This window comes from Acinetobacter sp. BD54 (assembly GCF_044778325.1).
Lineage (GTDB): Bacteria > Pseudomonadota > Gammaproteobacteria > Pseudomonadales > Moraxellaceae > Acinetobacter > Acinetobacter baumannii.
This window is the reverse complement of the sequence record NZ_JANJEP010000004.1, coordinates 383,944-401,174: the sequence shown is the minus strand read 5'-3', so window position 1 is coordinate 401,174 and position 17,231 is coordinate 383,944. Positions and strand designations below refer to the sequence as shown.

17 protein-coding genes are annotated in these 17,231 nt (G+C 39.9%); 9 read left to right on the top strand and 8 right to left on the bottom strand.

What is annotated here, in order from left to right; genetic code table 11:
* Positions 1-37 precede the first annotated feature (37 nt).
* Positions 38-892, top strand: coding sequence for a methylated-DNA--[protein]-cysteine S-methyltransferase (locus NQ782_RS09215; protein WP_001178151.1), 855 nt, complete (start codon positions 38-40; stop codon positions 890-892).
* The gene (locus NQ782_RS09210) at positions 889-1,500 is read left to right on the top strand and encodes an alpha-ketoglutarate-dependent dioxygenase AlkB (protein ID WP_000171257.1); all 612 of its coding nucleotides are present in this window, start codon (positions 889-891) and stop codon (positions 1,498-1,500) included. The genes NQ782_RS09215 and NQ782_RS09210 overlap by 4 nt, the downstream gene beginning before the upstream one ends.
* Before the next feature lie 194 nt (positions 1,501-1,694).
* Here the strand turns inward: NQ782_RS09210 and NQ782_RS09205 are convergent, their stop codons facing one another.
* Positions 1,695-2,468 carry an IclR family transcriptional regulator gene (locus tag NQ782_RS09205; RefSeq protein ID WP_001018361.1) on the bottom strand — a complete coding sequence of 258 codons (774 nt, stop codon included), beginning with the start codon at positions 2,466-2,468 and terminating at the stop codon, positions 1,695-1,697.
* Positions 2,469-2,963: 495 nt separating this feature from the next.
* On the opposite strand from NQ782_RS09205, the gene NQ782_RS09200 reads away from it, so the two are divergent.
* From NQ782_RS09200 to NQ782_RS09190, 3 genes are read left to right on the top strand one after another with little or no spacing between them, the layout of a single operon-like run.
* Entirely contained in the window at positions 2,964-5,063 is a 2,100-nt protein-coding gene (locus tag NQ782_RS09200) for an FUSC family protein (protein WP_057093302.1), read from the top strand.
* Positions 5,056-5,262: a DUF1656 domain-containing protein gene (locus NQ782_RS09195; RefSeq protein WP_000503613.1), complete on the top strand. Its 207-nt coding sequence runs from the start codon at positions 5,056-5,058 to the stop codon at positions 5,260-5,262. Before NQ782_RS09200 ends, NQ782_RS09195 begins: the two co-directional genes overlap by 8 nt.
* Before the next feature lie 39 nt (positions 5,263-5,301).
* On the top strand, positions 5,302-6,303 hold the full coding sequence (locus NQ782_RS09190) for an HlyD family secretion protein (RefSeq protein WP_001072475.1): 1,002 nt from the start codon (positions 5,302-5,304) through the stop codon (positions 6,301-6,303).
* 57 nt (positions 6,304-6,360) lie between these two features.
* Here NQ782_RS09190 and ruvX read toward each other — a convergent pair whose 3' ends face one another.
* The 3 genes from ruvX to recN form a co-directional block, all read right to left on the bottom strand.
* Positions 6,361-6,801, bottom strand: a complete 441-nt coding sequence (ruvX, locus tag NQ782_RS09185) for a Holliday junction resolvase RuvX (protein ID WP_000127527.1) — start codon at positions 6,799-6,801, stop codon at positions 6,361-6,363.
* On the bottom strand, positions 6,801-7,355 hold the full coding sequence (locus tag NQ782_RS09180; RefSeq protein ID WP_001979301.1) for a YqgE/AlgH family protein: 555 nt from the start codon (positions 7,353-7,355) through the stop codon (positions 6,801-6,803). The genes ruvX and NQ782_RS09180 overlap by 1 nt, the downstream gene beginning before the upstream one ends.
* 126 nt (positions 7,356-7,481) lie before the next feature.
* Positions 7,482-9,149 carry a DNA repair protein RecN gene (gene recN, locus NQ782_RS09175; RefSeq protein ID WP_057093305.1) on the bottom strand — a complete coding sequence of 556 codons (1,668 nt, stop codon included), beginning with the start codon at positions 9,147-9,149 and terminating at the stop codon, positions 7,482-7,484.
* 114 nt (positions 9,150-9,263) lie between these two features.
* Between recN and NQ782_RS09170 the strand changes: the two genes are divergently transcribed.
* The 4 genes from NQ782_RS09170 to NQ782_RS09155 all read left to right on the top strand — a co-directional run bounded on the left by NQ782_RS09170 (position 9,264) and on the right by NQ782_RS09155 (position 12,778).
* Positions 9,264-10,574 carry a tetratricopeptide repeat protein gene (locus tag NQ782_RS09170; protein WP_049081383.1) on the top strand — a complete coding sequence of 437 codons (1,311 nt, stop codon included), beginning with the start codon at positions 9,264-9,266 and terminating at the stop codon, positions 10,572-10,574.
* Between the two features lie 76 nt (positions 10,575-10,650).
* Positions 10,651-10,977, top strand: coding sequence for a pyrimidine/purine nucleoside phosphorylase (locus NQ782_RS09165; RefSeq protein ID WP_000099685.1), 327 nt, complete (start codon positions 10,651-10,653; stop codon positions 10,975-10,977).
* 101 nt (positions 10,978-11,078) lie between these two features.
* Complete coding sequence (rlmB, locus tag NQ782_RS09160) at positions 11,079-11,828, top strand: 23S rRNA (guanosine(2251)-2'-O)-methyltransferase RlmB (RefSeq protein ID WP_001118149.1); 750 nt, start codon at positions 11,079-11,081, stop codon at positions 11,826-11,828.
* 35 nt (positions 11,829-11,863) lie between these two features.
* A complete protein-coding gene (locus NQ782_RS09155) occupies positions 11,864-12,778 on the top strand; it encodes a DMT family transporter (RefSeq protein WP_000075014.1) in 915 nt (304 codons plus the stop codon).
* Here NQ782_RS09155 and coaE read toward each other — a convergent pair.
* Genes coaE through pilB form a run of 4 tightly spaced genes read right to left on the bottom strand, consistent with a single transcriptional unit; the run spans position 12,775 to position 17,201 of the window.
* The gene (gene coaE, locus NQ782_RS09150; RefSeq protein ID WP_023897382.1) at positions 12,775-13,371 is read right to left on the bottom strand and encodes a dephospho-CoA kinase; all 597 of its coding nucleotides are present in this window, start codon (positions 13,369-13,371) and stop codon (positions 12,775-12,777) included. The genes NQ782_RS09155 and coaE overlap by 4 nt on opposite strands.
* 1 nt (position 13,372) lies before the next feature.
* Positions 13,373-14,233, bottom strand: a complete 861-nt coding sequence (locus tag NQ782_RS09145; protein ID WP_001152273.1) for an A24 family peptidase — start codon at positions 14,231-14,233, stop codon at positions 13,373-13,375.
* Entirely contained in the window at positions 14,233-15,459 is a 1,227-nt protein-coding gene (locus tag NQ782_RS09140; protein WP_000279218.1) for a type II secretion system F family protein, read from the bottom strand. The genes NQ782_RS09145 and NQ782_RS09140 overlap by 1 nt, the downstream gene beginning before the upstream one ends.
* A 29-nt stretch (positions 15,460-15,488) precedes the next feature.
* Positions 15,489-17,201 carry a type IV-A pilus assembly ATPase PilB gene (pilB, locus tag NQ782_RS09135; protein ID WP_031959606.1) on the bottom strand — a complete coding sequence of 571 codons (1,713 nt, stop codon included), beginning with the start codon at positions 17,199-17,201 and terminating at the stop codon, positions 15,489-15,491.
* Positions 17,202-17,231 lie beyond the last annotated feature (30 nt).

Genomic DNA, 17,231 nt, shown 5'->3' with positions numbered 1-17,231 from the left:
TACTTTAAAGTAAGATTGGGTACTAAGGAGGTGACAGATGCAAATGCTTTCTTCTCGGCAATTTGCTGCGATTGCCACAATTATTGAATATTTATATGAACATCTAGACCAGCAACCAAGCTTAGAAGATGTCGCTACATATATGAATTTAAGCCCGAGTTATATCCAGCGGCAGTTCCAAGAATGGGTAGGCATTAGCCCTAAGAAGTTTGTGCAATATATGAGCTTGCAGCAAGCAAAATATTATTTAATGCAGCAACGTAGTTTATTAGATACGGCTTTAAATACTGGACTGTCGGGTACGGGTCGTTTACATGATTTGTTTATTCAGCTTGAAGGGATGACCCCTGGTGAATACAAGCAGCAAGGTGATGGCGTTGAACTGAATTATTCAGTTGAAACGAGTCCATTTGGTGACTTATTGGTAGTAAGTAGTGATAAAGGGATTTGTTCTGTTCGCTTTGTTGATCACAGTGATAACATACAAGAAATCGTTAAACAGTATTTTCCGAAAGCTCAATTAAAAAATCACTCTCCGATTTGGCATCAACAGATTGCACAGTGGTTTAGACAAGATTTCTCAGAACATTTACAGCAGAAATTACCGCTTAATCTTGCAGGAACACCATTTCAGCTACAAGTATGGGAGGCACTGCTTACTATTCCCGAAGGACAGTTACGAACCTATCAAGATATTGCTGAGCAAATTGGAAAACCTAAGGCAGTCAGAGCAGTGGCTACAGCAATTGGCCAAAATCCGATTGCGTATTTAATTCCATGTCATCGGGTCATTCGCGCAACAGGAATGGTCGGTGAGTACCATTGGCAAAAAGGGCGTAAACTGGCATTGTTAGCTTGGGAGATGGCTAAGCAGCAAGGGGAGATTGCATGACACTAGATTTATTTTCTCCAGAACCTTGTTCAAACTTATTGCCTTATGATGGTGAGGTTCAGGATTATGGATGTATTTTAACTGCCGAAGAAGCTGAACAATATTTTCATTATTTGTACCACCATTTGGCGTGGCGACATGATGAAGCGAAGCTATATGGCAAGCACTTTATAACACCTCGTAAAGTTGCTTGGTATGGAGATGAGCATTATCGATATAAATATTCTGGTGTCTTTCGTGATTCTTTACCGTGGGACAAAGCACTTGCTCAGCTAAAACAGCAAGTAGAGCAGATCCTTTCAGAAAAATTTAATTCTTGCTTGGCAAATCTTTATGAAGACGGAACTCAAGGAATGGCTTGGCATAGTGATTCGGATGTGTCTTTAGCCAGAACCACTACAATTGCCTCTTTAAGTTTTGGAGCAACGCGAAAGTTCTCTTTTAGGCATATTCAAACTAAAGAAAAAGTTGAGATGTGGTTACAACCGGGTCAACTTATTGTGATGCGTGGTGAGACTCAACAATATTGGCAACACCGTTTAAATCGTTCAACCAAGATTTTACAACCACGGATTAACCTGACTTTTCGTCAGTTCAAATTTTCATAAGTTTTTTCTAAAAATTAGACAAGAAAAAAGCCCATGATGGCAACATGAGCTTATTCCTCTGAGGGAGAGCCTACTATTGATGAGCTGCTGATGAAAAGAATCATCAATAGGTGCTAAAATCATAATATGAGAATATTTGGATATTTTCAATGCTTCAAAGTGTAAGAAAACTTTAAATTATCAAAAATATTATTTTAGATTTCGCCCTTTTCTGAAAGTTCCATAAAGCGCTGCTCAATCAATGCCGCGTTTTCTTGCAAAATTTCAATCAACTTTTCAATATTTAAAAAATCAAAGCGGTTCTTTGATGCGACTAACGTTAAAGCCAAAGGAACTTCTTTACTCGAAAAACGAACGGGTACAGCAAGCCCTGAAACATTGGGGTCAATCTCACCTTGCGAGAAATAGAAGCCTTGTTTTTTTATTTTACGCATACGCTGAATAAAGCTAGGTTCGTCTACAGCAAAACCTGATTCAGACAGCTCATGTTGAAAACGTTCATAGTAGTCATGCATGCGTTGTTTGCTTAAATGTGAAACCATCGTTTTTGGTGAAGCCCCAACATAAATTGGGCGTGGGCAGCCTCGACCATATGAAAGTAATTCAGTATCTTTAAAAATCTCATGATGAATATCAATGCAGTAGTCATCATTTAAATAGGTGAGTAAACAGCAAAGTTCAGTACGCTCTACAATATTTCGCATAAATGGCGTGCTGATTTGGACCAATGGGTCGGTTGTTCTAGATACATAGTCAAGAACTGCTATTTTTGAGCCTAAAGTGTAATCGCCAGAAGTACCATTAATACGTTTTAATAAGTCGGCTGATACGAGTTCTTTCAGATAACGGTAGCTGGTCGGTTTAGACAAGCCAAGTTCTTCGCAAATAATATCGACATTAATCACTGGTCGTGAAACGGAAAATAAATCCAGTACGGTTAAAATTTTGCCAAAACTTGAAATTGCCATGATGTCTTATTCGTATCCTTAATAAACGGGTCACACTTGAGTTCTTATAACAGAAAAATTGAAGCTTTGTCTCAATTCCAAGATAACTACCTGATTTAAATATTTTACGCTCAGAATCAGAAAAGTTCTCTTGATTCACACATCATATATGATTAACTAAAAACATATCAAATTATCAAATAAAGATATTTTAGTTGACTAAATCACTTTAATTTGAAAAAATTGTGCAACAAAATATCTAATCGAGAAATTGGTTTATTCTACCGGCTTTCTCGATGTCTCTTCTTTCCTAAGCTTGGTCGTATAAATAGCGGTCAAACTGAAATCATCTCGGTACATCATGCAGAGATGTAGGAAAAATCATTGTATTGAAGGATGCTCTCATTAACTCATTTGTCTTATAGGCAAATGACAAAGTCGTATTGTCTTTTTTTAAAAGCAAACGGACACTGATGAGCATGCTCATCAGTTCAAATCTATATTTGAGATGAGTTCATGTTATTAAAGCAAATACTGGCTTTCCGCCCGAGTAAGCTTGATCTAATTTTTGCAATAAAGACATTTATTGCCGGTATGTTGGCATTATTTGTATCGTTCGAATTAGACCTGATTAATCCAATGTGGTCGATCGGTACCGTCCTGATTATCGCCAATCCTTATTCGGGTATGGTGTCGTCTAAGTGTGTTTATCGTTTATTGGGAACGGTAGGCGGGGCCATTATTGCCTTAACCATTACTCCGCATCTGATTAATACGCCGTGGATCTTTACGGTTGTGTTATCACTATGGGTGGGCTTTGCGCTTTATGTGTCTTTATTAGACCGTACTCCTCGCAGTTATGCATTTATGTTGGCAGGTTATTCAACCGCAATGATTGTGTATAACGCGATTACTTATATTGATCAGTACAATATTTTTGATATTGCTTTGGCTCGTGTACTTGAGATTTCTATTGGTGTGATTTCGAGTGCGGTTGTGTCTGCAACTATTTTGCCCATGCATATTGGTTCGGCAATCAAACAGCGCGTAACGAAAACTCTCAAAGATACAGAAAACCTGTTTGCTAATTTGTTAAATGCAGATCAACAGCAAAACAATACACAGCTTTTAGCTGCTATTACTCGTGATACGACCGATATTCATGCTCTGGCAGTTCACTTGAGCTATGAAAAAGGTGAGTTGCATGGCATGACCAAACCTTTGCAAGAAATGCTCCATCAAATGTCGATGGTGGTTGCGAACTTGGTTGCCTTATCTGAACGAATTAAACAACTGCAAGAACTCAATTTTATTGAAAGTCATTCAGATAAATTAAAGCAGCTTTCAGGGCATGTGATTCATTTTCTAGAACAAAAAGATCAGATGACTGATGAAAATATTCTGCAGTTACCTGACGAGTTTGAAAATGATTTCTTGAACTTAAATGATTCGGCTTCTGAACATCAGCAAGTGTTATTGGCTGCCATGAAAATGGATGTGCGTCATTTCATTAGTAATGTTTTAGCTGTAAAAGTTTTATGGCAACGCATCAAGCAAGGTAATAAAGAGATTCCAGATAACATTACCCCAATGACTACGACCTATCCAAGTTTACACCGAGATCATGGTGTGGCAGTCAGAGGGGGTATTAGTGCAGTGCTGATTACATTTATTGTAACTGGTGTGTGGATTCTTTCTGGCTGGAAAGCTGGATTTATGATGGCACAGATCGGTGCAGTCACTGCCTGTATCTTAACAGCCCTAGATAACCCTGTTCCTGTCTTACGTATTTTTATATGGGGCAGTGTGGCTTCGGCGGTTTTAGTTTTTATTTACGCGTTTGGTATTTTTCCTCATGTCACCACATTTTGGGAACTGGGACTCGTTTTATTACCAATGTTCTTGTTTGCGGTTTCTATGATGGCGAATCAGGCACTCATGCCAGTGGGCATGGTGCTGGGTATTAATACCATGATGGGCCTGAACTTGCACAATGCTTATAGCATGGATGCAGTGTCTTACCTAGACAGTTCATTTGGTATGGTCATGGGCGTATTGGTGTCGTTAGTCGTTATTGATGTTGTGCGTGCCATGTCACCCGATACCAGTGCAAACCGTATTTTGGCTTTACATTACCGTGCGATGCGCCAAGCCATATACATTCCTTATGGTATTGAATTTAAAGTTCACTTACGGGGGATGTTAGACCGTGTTGGTGTCTTAAATACTAAAATGGTTCAGTCAGAAGAGATTAAAAAATCTATTCAACAGGCTTTGGTTGAATCAAGTGCGATCATTGATTTAAGCCGACTACAAGAGCTAGCAAATCAAGTTCCGACATCTTCAGAATTGGCCCATCACATTGGCCGTTTGCAACAAGATTTAGATGAGCTATTTAGAGCTAAAGAAAATGAAAAAGGTGAAAGTGATGTATTGGTACAGCACATTCACCAAACCTTATTTGAACTTAAACAACTTGCTTCAAATATTGAAGATATGACTCTGCGTCAAAGATTATTTATTTCACTAAATAATATTGCTTATAGCATGTGTCATGTTTCATCAAACCAAATGAATGTAGATCGTACGCTTACAGGAGCCACAGCGCATGGGTGAGTTTAATGTCTACGGTATTTACGTGCCTGCTTTGCTCGTCCAAGCCATTTTTGCATATATATGTTTTCGCTGGTTAAGTCCCTTAACCAACAAATGGATTGCACAAGGCTGGATTGCATTACCCAGTATTTTCAATTTGTGTTTTTACCTTTTACTACTTTTGGTGATACACCAAATTTTTGTTGGGTTAGGTGCTTAAAGATGATTGCCAGATTAAAGATTGAGTTAGGTGAGTAAAATGAATCAATTGGAGTTGAAAAAAGTCATCCGTCCAGTGATTTTGATTGTCGCATTAATGATTGCTGTCTATACCATTGTGCATTTATGGAACTATTATAATGCAGCGCCGTGGACACGTGATGGTCGAGTTCGTGGTGACGTTATTCAGGTCTCTTCAGATGTAGCAGGACTTGTAACGGAAGTATTAGTTCAAGATAACCAGACTGTAAAAAAAGGTCAGGTGCTTTTTAAAATTGATGTCTCTCGCCGAGCTTTAGATGTAGAGCAAGCAAAATCTGATTTGGCAAAAGCAAAAGCGGCCTATGCTCAAGCACAAGCAGGTCTAGCCCAAGCTAAAGCAAACTTGATTAAGTCGAGTACTAACATTAAGTTAGCCGAGAAAAACGCAAACCGTTATTCAAACTTAATGGATGGTGCAATTTCTAAGCAGGAACAAGATCAGGTCTTTGCAACTCGCGATCAATCACACGCGGAACATGAGCAACTTCAAGCTGCTATTCAACAAGCTGAAGCCACTATTAAACAGCAACAGGCATTGGTTGAAGCAGCAACAAGTAATTTACATTTAGCAGAACTCAATATGCACCGTGCGGCTGTTGTTGCACCGGCAGATGGAACATTATCTAACTTTGATTTGCGTCCGGGTAATTATGTTCAAGTTGGACAAGCGGTTGCAGCATTGCTAGATCGTAAGCAGCTTTATGTTGTGGGATATTTTGAAGAAACAAAATTAGACCGTATTCATATTGGCGATGAAGCAACTGTGCAATTAATGGGTGATAGACAGAAAATTAAAGGCCATGTGCAGGGTATTGCATCGGGTATTGAAGATCGTGAGCGTTCAAGTAGTTCGAAACTGCTTGCAAATGTAAACCCGACATTTAGCTGGGTTCGTTTAGCGCAGCGTGTACCTGTAAAAATTGTGTTAGACGAAGCACCAAAAAATGAGTTGGCTTTTGTGTCTGGCCGTACTGCTACAGTACATATTATTGAAAAATAAAAGCTTTAAGTTTTTAAACTCAATAAAAAAGCATGTTTGAAACATGCTTTTTTTATTTTATGGCGTTAAACCAACAGGATTGCGATACCAGCTCTGAATTAGCAAAGCCGCGGCAAAACTATCGGCTGACAACTTCTTGGCACGACCTTGTTCTTGATAAAAACCAAGTTCTTCTCTTGCCTCACGAGTGGTGAGCCGTTCATCGATCATCCACGTTTCAATATTGGTTTGATGGCGTAAGCGACGTGCAAACTTACGTGCCCGTGTTGAAAGTTCTGACTCGCTATCATCCATATTCAATGGAAGACCAACAATAAACAAATCAGGCTGCCACTCTTTCACAATTTTTAAAAGTTGGTCCCAGTTGGGAATACCATCTTTCATCACAAAAAGTGGTAATGGGTTAGCACTTTCAATGGCAGACTGACCAATCGCCATTCCCATTTTCTGAGTGCCAAAGTCAAAAGCCATAATTGATTTTGATTGCGTTGCGGTCATTAGGCGTGCCCGATTTCAGAAGCCAGCCATGTACGATCTACACCAATTTTTTTATAGGCTGCATCCCAACGATCATCGTACGGCAAGTTAAAAATCAGATCCATGTCGGCATCACAGATAAGCCAGTCACCACGAGCGATTTCATCTTCTAGCTGGTTTTTCCCCCAACTCGCATAACCAAGGGCGATTTGGTAGCGACCAACACCTTCGTTATGCGCAATCGCATCGAGAATATCTTTACTGGTAGTAATACAGACATTCTCACCCACAGCAATAGAAGAGTGCCATGTTGGTTGGCCTGTATGAAGAACAAAGCCCGCCTCAGGGCGTAAAGGACCACCTTGTAAAACCTCATGCGGATTTACATTGTCTGCATCAATGTCTAAATCATTGAGTAGCTCTTTAATTTGGATACCGGCAGGGCGATTGATAATAATACCTTGGGCACCTTCTTCGTCATGACGGGCAAGATAAATTACTGTATTTGCAAAAAAGTCATCTGCCATTTCTGGCGGGGCAATCAGACAACGGTGAGTCATATATTGTTTGGTCACCTAAGCGGTTCTCCCTCAAAAAATGTCGCTATAGGGTCTCTCGACCCTTTTTATCTATATAGGTTCTTTTTATCAACATACAAGAGTTAATCGGATTTCGCCAATCTTTTTCTCTCATTTTCTTTATTAAGTTGAAGAAGCCTGAAATTTAAGTTGACGTAATTGTTTAGCATGTTGCAAGGTTGTTTCATTAATTTCAACACCTCCTGACATGCGTGCTAGCTCGGAAATAATTTGATTTTCATCAAGTTGTACAATAGTACTACTTGCCGGATCAGTTTGTTGTTTTTTGACTAACAAATGTTGATCGGATTGTGCAGCCACCTGTGCTTGGTGGGTAATACATAAAAGTTGGACATGCTGAGCCAAGTCGGCCAATAAACGTCCAACCACTTCAGCTGTACCACCACTAATTCCGACATCAATCTCGTCAAATACCAAAACTTCTGCTTCGGTCTTTTCAGCATTCATGACTTGCATAACGAGTGCAATACGAGAAAGCTCACCACCAGATGCTACACGTGCCAATGGTTGAGGAGGTATGCCTTTATTGGCAGTAAATAAAAGTTGAATAAAACTTAAACCTTCTGCATTTGGTTGTTCTAATGGTTCAAACTTAAACTCAAAGTGGGCCTCAGGTAGCGCTAAAGGTTTAACCTGTTCAGTTAATTGTTTTGCAAGTGGGGCAGCAGCTTCACGACGAATATTGTCTAAATGCTGGGCTTTTTCTAAAAATTCTTGATGTGACTTTTCTACTTGTTCAGCCAGAGTTTCAGGGTCTTCTAACTGATGTAATTGCTCAAGCTCACTTTGCCAAGTTTCGTACTCTTCTTTAAGTGTTTCTGGTTGAGTACGGTATTTACGAGCAAGTCGATGGAAAACCTCTAGCTTGGAGTTCAGTTCTTCCATCCGTTCAGGATCGAAACTCTGACGGTCAATAAATTGACGTAAATTTGATGTGGCATCATCAATTTCACTTTGCGCATTTAATAACGAATTATAAATTTCGGAAAGCTGCTCACTACGCCCCGCATGAGACTCTAGACGGCGAATGATCGACGACATTTCTTGAGTAATGTTTTGTTCAGCTTCATTAAGTGCATTTAGACTATAGCTACAGTCTTGCATGATATGTTCATGATGACTGAGGCGATCGAACTCTTGCTCGATTTCTTTGTAATCGGTTTGAATGACTTCCTCAAGCTCTTCAATTTGTAACTCTAAGGTCGCAATACGTTGAAGACGGGTCGCTTGAGCATCGAGCGCAGCCTGATGCTGGCGGATATTACGCTGCCATGTACTATATGCTTCACGAACATCATTTGCTTCGGCGTAAAAATTACTATAACGGTCTAGCCAATGCTTTGGATAAGGCGGTTCAAGTAGTTGTTGTTGGCTGTGCTGGCTATACAGCTGAACCAATAAGCGGCCTAATTCTTTAAGCTCAGAGAGACTACTTGGACGGCCATTTACCCATGCTTTGCTACGGCCAGTTGCAAAAATAACCCGACGTAAATGAATTTCCCCTGAATCATCATCTAGTTCATGTTCTTTTAACCATTTTGCTTCAGGGCTATTGTCTTGATAAGTAAAAACTGCGGTTACATCCGCTTTGTCCGAACCATAGCGGACATAATTTGTATCTGTACGTTCCCCTAAGCAGGCAGATAGTGCATCCAGTAATAATGATTTTCCTGCACCTGTCTCACCTGTTAGAACATTAAATCCTTGTTCTATATCAATAGCTAAATGATCAGCTAATGCAAAATTGATTAAAGTTAAATGTGTGAGCATAAACGCATCCAACGCGCCAAATTATGGGTTAAAGATAGAGAAGTTTTGAATTTGCTACAAGTGATCTATTATTCTAACTGAAATTATAGAACAGCAAGATTGCGGATCTTTACAATGAAAAAAACATTAAGCTTACCGAAAGCACCAATAGGGATGATCAACCGCCATAAAAAAATTAATCCTGCTGAAATGAATAAAATTTTAAATCAGCATTTTAATGCATTTAAACAGGCTGCTGCACAGGGTGATTATGTCAAAGCATATCAACATGTAAAAAAAGCAGTAAGTCTGGTTCCTAGCCATCCCGGAGCATTGTCTGATTTAGCTTATACTGAGCTACGGTTACGCCGTTATGAAGATGCATATCAACATTATATGCAAGCCATTAAAGCAAGTGGTTCTAACGTTAATACAAATCTATACGATGGATTGACCGAAGTTTGTCATCATTTAAATAAAAAAGAAGAGAAGATTAAATTTGGGCGTTTAGCCATTTCAACCAAAAAAGAACTCACAAAGAATGAGCCTACTTTAAATATACCCACTCATAAACCCGTGCCCTTTAGCCCAAATCCACAAGAAAATATCATTGCTTTTTCTCTATTTGGAGCAAATCCTCGGTACTGTGAAACTTCCATTTTAAATACTAAGTTAGCTCAAGAAATCTATCCTGAATGGACGTGTCGATTCTATGTGGATGAGAGCGTTCCCGAACTTGTACAACAACGGTTACAAGCAAATGGCGCACAAGTTGTACATGTTAGTCCCACTCAAAAACAGTTATCAGGTTTATTTTGGCGCTTTTTAGTTATGGATGATCCGGTGGTTAAACGGTTTTTAGTACGTGATGCCGACTCTATCGTGTCTTATCGTGAGAAAGCCGCTGTTGATGCTTGGCTCAAAAGCGATCAATGGTTCCATTTAATGAGAGATAGCTATTCTCATACTGAATTAATTTTGGCGGGTATGTGGGGCGGTTGCACAGGTATTTTTCATAATATTGAAGCACATATCAGGGATTATGTTGCCACTGGGAGGTATCCGGACAATCGAGTCATAGATCAACATTACCTGCGTTATTGTATTTGGCCGACTTTAAAACAAAGTGTGCTTGTACATGATAGCCAGCAATTTGATGAAAATAGTGCCGATTTTCCGGTTTATGATCTAACTTCAATGCAAAATGACCAAGACAATTTTCATGTAGGGATGGATAATGGTTCACCAGTAGTTACAACTGCGGTTAATCATCCAACGGCAGAAAAAGTTTACTGGATTTTATTCGATGAAAATCACGATGAAGTTTGCAGATATGATGCAATTGTGTCGAAGAGTCGAAATATTGAAGTGAATTTACCCCACGCTTTTGCTAAAAAAATTCAGTTACAGCAGTGGAAATTACAAGTCTATCCGTATGAAAACTGATTGATTAGTTATTTAGGCACAATTAAACTACATTCATCATAATTTATATAAATGCGGCATTATCTGGAGAGTGTGCATGAGTTCAACCCAATTTGATCATGTAACGGTCATCAAAAAATCAAATGTTTATTTTGGTGGAGCATGTATCAGCCATACCGTGCAATTTGAAGATGGAACGAAAAAAACATTAGGTGTTATTTTGCCGACTGAACAGCCTTTAACATTTGAAACCCATGTTCCTGAGCGTATGGAAATTATTTCAGGTGAATGTCGCGTTAAAATTGCAGACAGCAATGAAAGTGAATTGTTCCGCGCTGGTCAATCTTTTTATGTACCAGGCAATAGCGTTTTCAAAATTGAGACTGATGAAGTGCTTGATTATGTTTGCCACTTAGAAGGCTAAGAAATTACTGTTTAAATCGGGTACACTATGCCCAAAGAAATCCTGTGAAGTTGGCTTTACAGGATTTTTATTTTTTGCTCAAACGTTGTTAGAGGTCATGCATGGCAAAACCGGAATATTATTATGGCGTTCACTCAGTGGAGTCATTGTTAGAACTTGAGCCGGAGCGCGTGCTGACCCTGTTTACATTGAAAGGGCGCGACGATCAGCGTTTGCAGAAGATTCTGCAATTGGCCGAGCCTTTTGGAATTAGTGTACAAAAAGCAAGCCGTGATAGCCTCGAAAAGCTTGCGGGCTTACCATTTCACCAAGGCGTAGTTGCAGCAGTACGTCCGCACCCAACTTTAAATGAAAAAGATCTAGACCAGCTCTTGGCTGAAACTCCAGATGCCTTATTGCTGGCATTAGATCAGGTGACAGATCCACATAACTTAGGGGCATGTATCCGTACTGCCGCTGCAATGGGTGTTCAGGCAGTGATTGTGCCTCGCGATCGCTCAGCAAGCTTAACTCCAACTGCTCGTAAAGTCGCAGCGGGTGGGGCCGAAAAAGTTAAATTTATTCAAGTGACTAATTTAGCTCGTACTTTAGCGCATCTTAAAGAGACAACTCACGTACGTGTGATTGGTACAATGCTTGATGAAAATGCATTACCTATTCAGAAGTGTGATTTCTCGGGTGCTGTTGTGATTGTAATGGGTGCAGAAGACACAGGTTTACGTCCAATTACTCAAGCACAGTGTGACCAAAAAGCCTATATTCCAATGTCAGGTAACTTACAAAGTTTAAATGTAAGTGTGGCAACGGGTATGGCACTTTATGAAGCTTGTCGTCAGCGTTCTGAGGTATAATTTAGCTGCCTTCCTAGTTTTTATGCAGTCTTGATATGTCTCCCCGTACGCAAGGTTATTTTTTTGTATTGGTGACCATGTGTATTTGGGGCGGGTTTACGCTTTTTGCCCGCTTAAATGCACAATGGCACATCAGTGCTTGGGATATTGCCGCACTACGCTTTGCTATAGCCTTCCTAATTTTGATGCCTATCTTAATTTATAAAAAAGATCTCGCTTTTTTATGGAGTAAACATGCGGTTATTTTGGCATTGATTGGTGGAGTCATTTACTGCCTTACGGTTTATACAGCTTTTCTTTATGCACCAGCTGCACATGCTGCAATATTTTTAAATGGCTGTATTCCTATCTGTACCGCTATAGCTGCTTATATTTTATTTAGACAGCCATTTGATAAACATACATGGGTGAGTCTGGCAATTATGATTACTGCCTTGGCCCTCATGAGCGCATTGATGTTACAAAGTAGTACCTCTGCTTTTGGAATTGGAGATTTACTTCTGTTTATCAGTGCGATTTGGTGGGGGATTTTTACTGTACTACTTAAACAGTGGAAGCTCTCTGCTTGGCATTCTATGGCAAGCGTCGCAATCTGGTCTGCAATTATTTATTTGCCGATTTATCTGTTGTTCTTACCTAAGCACTTTATGGATGTAGATCCTTTGCACTTAGCTGTACAAAGTATTTTCCATGGCGTGTTTGTCGTTATTATTGCGACATTAACCTATGTTGCTGCTATTCAGCGTCTTGGCGCATTTAAAACGGGAAGTATTGTAACTTTGGCACCGTTTATTGCTGCTATTTTAGCTGTACCTTTACTTGGTGAATCATTAAGCCCATCAATTGTAGTGGGCTTAGTAGGTATGGGAATAGGCGCTTTACAGCCTTGGCGCTGGTTTAGACAAGATAGCCTGACACAAAAGATTAAGCAGCAAAATACACAAAATTAGTTTGCACGCTTCAAATAGCTTTGATGTAAAGGCTCTAATTGCTGATATAAATGTTCGAGTAATCCGTCGTTAAACACGATGTCATTTGCAAGCTCACGTTTTCGTTCGCGTGGCATTTGTGCAGCAATAATTTTCTGGATTTGTTCTTGATTTTGTCCATCGCGCTGGCTCGCACGCTGAATTTGAGTTTGTTCACTCGCATCAATCAGTAGCGTGTGATTGACCAGTTCATGTTGATTTGTTTCAAACAATAATGGCGAAACTAAAATCACATACGGACTTTTAGGATTTTGTAGCTGTTGAATAATAGATTGACGGATTGCGGGATGGGTAATTTGCTCGAGTGTATGACGCGCTTGTGGATTTTGAAAAATATATTCACGTAAGGCACGGCGGTCCAAACCGCCATCGGGTTGAAGCACCCAATCTCCAAAGGTTTGTTGAATTTTTTGAAGGGCAGGTTGCCCTTTTTCAACTACTTCGCGAGCAACAATATCGGCATCGACGACTTGGATTCCTTGGGATTCAAACCATTGTGTTGCAGCTGATTTACCACTGCCTATACCACCTGTGATTCCCAGAATAAAAGCCATCTTAACCTCCCAAATAAATTTTCATAATCTGATCACCCCATAAAAAGGCAACCCAACCAGCAATGGCAATATATGGCCCAAAAGCAAAAGGCTGATTGTCATTTCTTAATTTTAATAAAATGATGCCAATGATTGCGCCAAGTAACGATGACAATAACACAATTAACGGCAGCATCAATGGCCCCATCCATGCTCCTAATGCTGCAAGCAATTTAAAGTCGCCGTAGCCCATACCTTCTTTGCCAGTGATCACTTTAAATAAGTAATAGACAATCCAAAGACATAGGAAACCAATGAGATAACCCCAAATGGCTGAGTTGGGTGAGGTATAAATATTAAAGGTATTAATACCTAAGCCGAGTGCAGCTAAAGGTAGGGTAAAGCGATCAGGCAATAATTGTGTATCGAAATCAATAAAGGTAAGGGCTATCAGTACCCATGTGAGGACGAGTCCAAAAAGCATTTGTATGGTTGGGCCAAACACCATGACTACTACTAATGAACATAGCATGGTGAGTAGTTCGATGGCTGGATAGCGAATACTAATCGGGTGCTGGCAATGGCCACACTTTCCTCTTAACATAAGCCAGCTTATAACAGGAATATTTTGATACCAACGGATCGGTTGCTGACATGCAGGGCACGATGAAGCAGGCTTACTTAAAGTTAGCTTCTCATGATCAATAATGGGTTGCTCAGGATTGAGCAGCATTTGGCATTCTTGCTGCCAATCTTGCTCCATCATTTTTGGCGTGCGGTAAATCACTACATTAAGAAAGCTACCGATACATAGGCTCACGAGTGCAACAGCAATATAAAGTGCAGTTAAGTTTTGAATAAAATACGCAATGATGTCTTGCATTATACAACTGAGCCCATTTGGAAAATTGGAAGATACATAGCAATTACCAGACCGCCTACGAGCACCCCTAAAATTGCCATAATTAAAGGTTCCATCATAGAAGTTAAACCATCAACGGCATTATCCACTTCATTTTCATAGTAAGTGGCAACTTTATCGAGCATGCTGTCTAGTGCACCCGATTCTTCACCAATTGCCACCATTTGTATAGCCATAGATGGAAAACGATTAGACACTCGCATAGCAAACTGAAGCTGTTGACCCGTTGCGACATCTTCACGAATTTTCATCACAGCTTTTTCATAAATCACGTTATTGGTTGCGCCAGCAGTCGATTCTAATGCATCAATAAGTGGAACACCTGCGGCAAATGTTGTAGCAAGCGTGCGGCTATAGCGGGCAATGATTGCCTTATAAACCAAGTCCCCAAAAATAGGTAACTTAAGCGCCAGTTTATCTAAGCCGTCACGAAACTTTTTACTACGTTTTTTTGCTTCCAGAAAGGCAGCAATGACTGCGCCAATCGCAATAATCATAATGAACCAGTATTCCTGCATCCATTTCGACATATTCACAACCATTTGCGTAAATGCAGGTAAATCTGCTCCAAAAGACGCAAATAAATCTTGGAAAACGGGAACTACTTTAACCATCAAAATAATGGTCACCACAATGGCTACTACAATAACTGTTGCCGGGTATTTCATTGCTTTCTTGATTTTTTGCTTGAGCAATTCACTTTTTTCTTTGTAAATTGCAACGCGGTCCAGCATCGTTTCGAGTGCGCCTGATTGTTCACCAGACTCAACAAGTGAACAAAACAAGTTATCAAAATGTTGAGGATATTTTCTTAAAGCTGAGGCAAAAGTACTACCACCTTCGACTTCACCTTTAATACCGAGTACAACCTCACGCATGGCCGGGTTTTCTAAACCTTCAGCTACAATTTCAAAGCCTTGTACGAGTGGTACACCAGCTTTCATCATGGTCGCCAGTTGTCGAGTAAAAATCGTAATATCGAGTGTGGTGACTTTTTTCTTGAATAAACCTTCAAGAATATTTTTACGTTTTTCACGTATAGTTCGAACAGTCACCCCTTGTTTGCGTAAGGTTACTTTGGCTAAAGCCATGTTTTTAGCCGGAAGTTCTCCCTTGATTTTTACGCCCTTACGGTCAACCCCTTCATAAGCAAAAGTCGGCATCATTTGTGCCTTTTTGACAGCCATTAGATTATCCTTATTTTTTAAATAGTGTCTTATTCACTGGTGACACGGTTGACTTCTTGTAAAGAGGTCACCCCTTGCATCACCTTTTTTAAACCTGAACGACGTAGATTATTAAACCCCAATTTTTCAGAAGCAGCTGCGATTTCTAAAGCGTTGCCATCTTCCATAATAATCTTGGAAATTTCAGGTGTAACTTTCATTACCTCATAAATACCGACACGGCCTTTATAGCCTTCACGACATTCAGGGCAACCTATGGGCTGAAAAACCCGAAAATCTGGGTGCGCTAAATCTTGTTCGGTAAAGCCCATTTCTAATAAGCTTTGTTTAGGAATATCAGCAGGTATTTTGCATTGAGAACAAAGACGACGTGCTAAACGCTGTGCAATAACTAGGTTTACTGATGTTGCAATATTAAAAGAAGGAACCCCCATATTGCGTAGACGGGTCAATGTTTCCGGAGCACTATTGGTATGTAGTGTTGACATCACCATGTGGCCGGTTTGAGCCGCCTTAATCGCAATTTCTGCTGTTTCCAAGTCACGAATCTCACCCACCATAATAATGTCAGGGTCTTGTCGTAAAAATGATTTAAGTGCGGCCGCAAAAGTAAGCCCTACCTTGGGGTTTACGTTAACTTGATTAATCCCTTCAAGATTAATTTCTACCGGGTCTTCGGCAGTAGAAATATTGGAGCTTTCAGTATTTAAAATATTTAAACCTGTATATAACGATACGGTTTTACCAGAACCTGTTGGTCCGGTAATTAAAAGCATGCCCTGAGGTTTATCTAATGCCTCCATAAACAAAGCTTTTTGATCTTCTTCATATCCTAGTGCATCAATTCCTAGCATTGCGCTTGATGGGTCAAGAATACGTAGAACTAACTTTTCACCAAACAAAGTCGGGAGGGAGTTCACACGAAAATCAATCGCTTTGGTTTTTGACAGCTTGAGTTTGATACGACCATCTTGTGGGACGCGTTTTTCAGAAATGTCCATTTGAGACATTACTTTTAAGCGTGATGCCAAGCGGTTTGCAAGCTGTAGAGGGGGATTGGCAATTTGACGTAACACACCATCGACACGATAGCGCACCCGATAGGATTTTTCGTACGGTTCAAAATGTAAGTCTGAAGCACCCATACGAATGGCATCAATTAATAACTTATTAATATATTTAACAATAGGGGCTTCATCGCCTTGAGGAGCTTCTTCTTCATCTTCTTGAGCGGTAGGGCCATCAAGATTAACATCGAGATCAAACTCTTCATCATTGAAGTCAAAGCTGCTTTCTTCTGCAAAATGCTGGCCTAAAACTTTTTCGAGTTTATGGTGCTCCACAATTACAGGCTCAACCAGCAATTTACTATTAAAACGAATTGCATCAATCGCTTCGATATTGCTTGGATTACTGGTCGCAACATATAAAATTTGCCCTCTTTGAATGAGCGGCAAAATTCGATGTTTTAAAATCAGTTTCTGATCGACCAGATCTTTAGGAATCTGAGAAGTGTCATAAACATCCAGATCGAAATATGGTTCAGCAAACTCAGCAGAAATTGTTTCAGCTAATAACGAAGGGGAGAGATGAACCTCTTCAATTAAATATGCGACTGTGTCCTGCTTAGCTCTTTTCGCTGCATCTAATGCAGTTTGCATGGTCGCTGCCGACACATGCTTTTCTTCGACTAAACGTCGAAAAAACCCCGTAAATTTTGGAGATGTATGTAATGCTGACATCTGCCTGCCTATGTTAATGTGTTTATAATT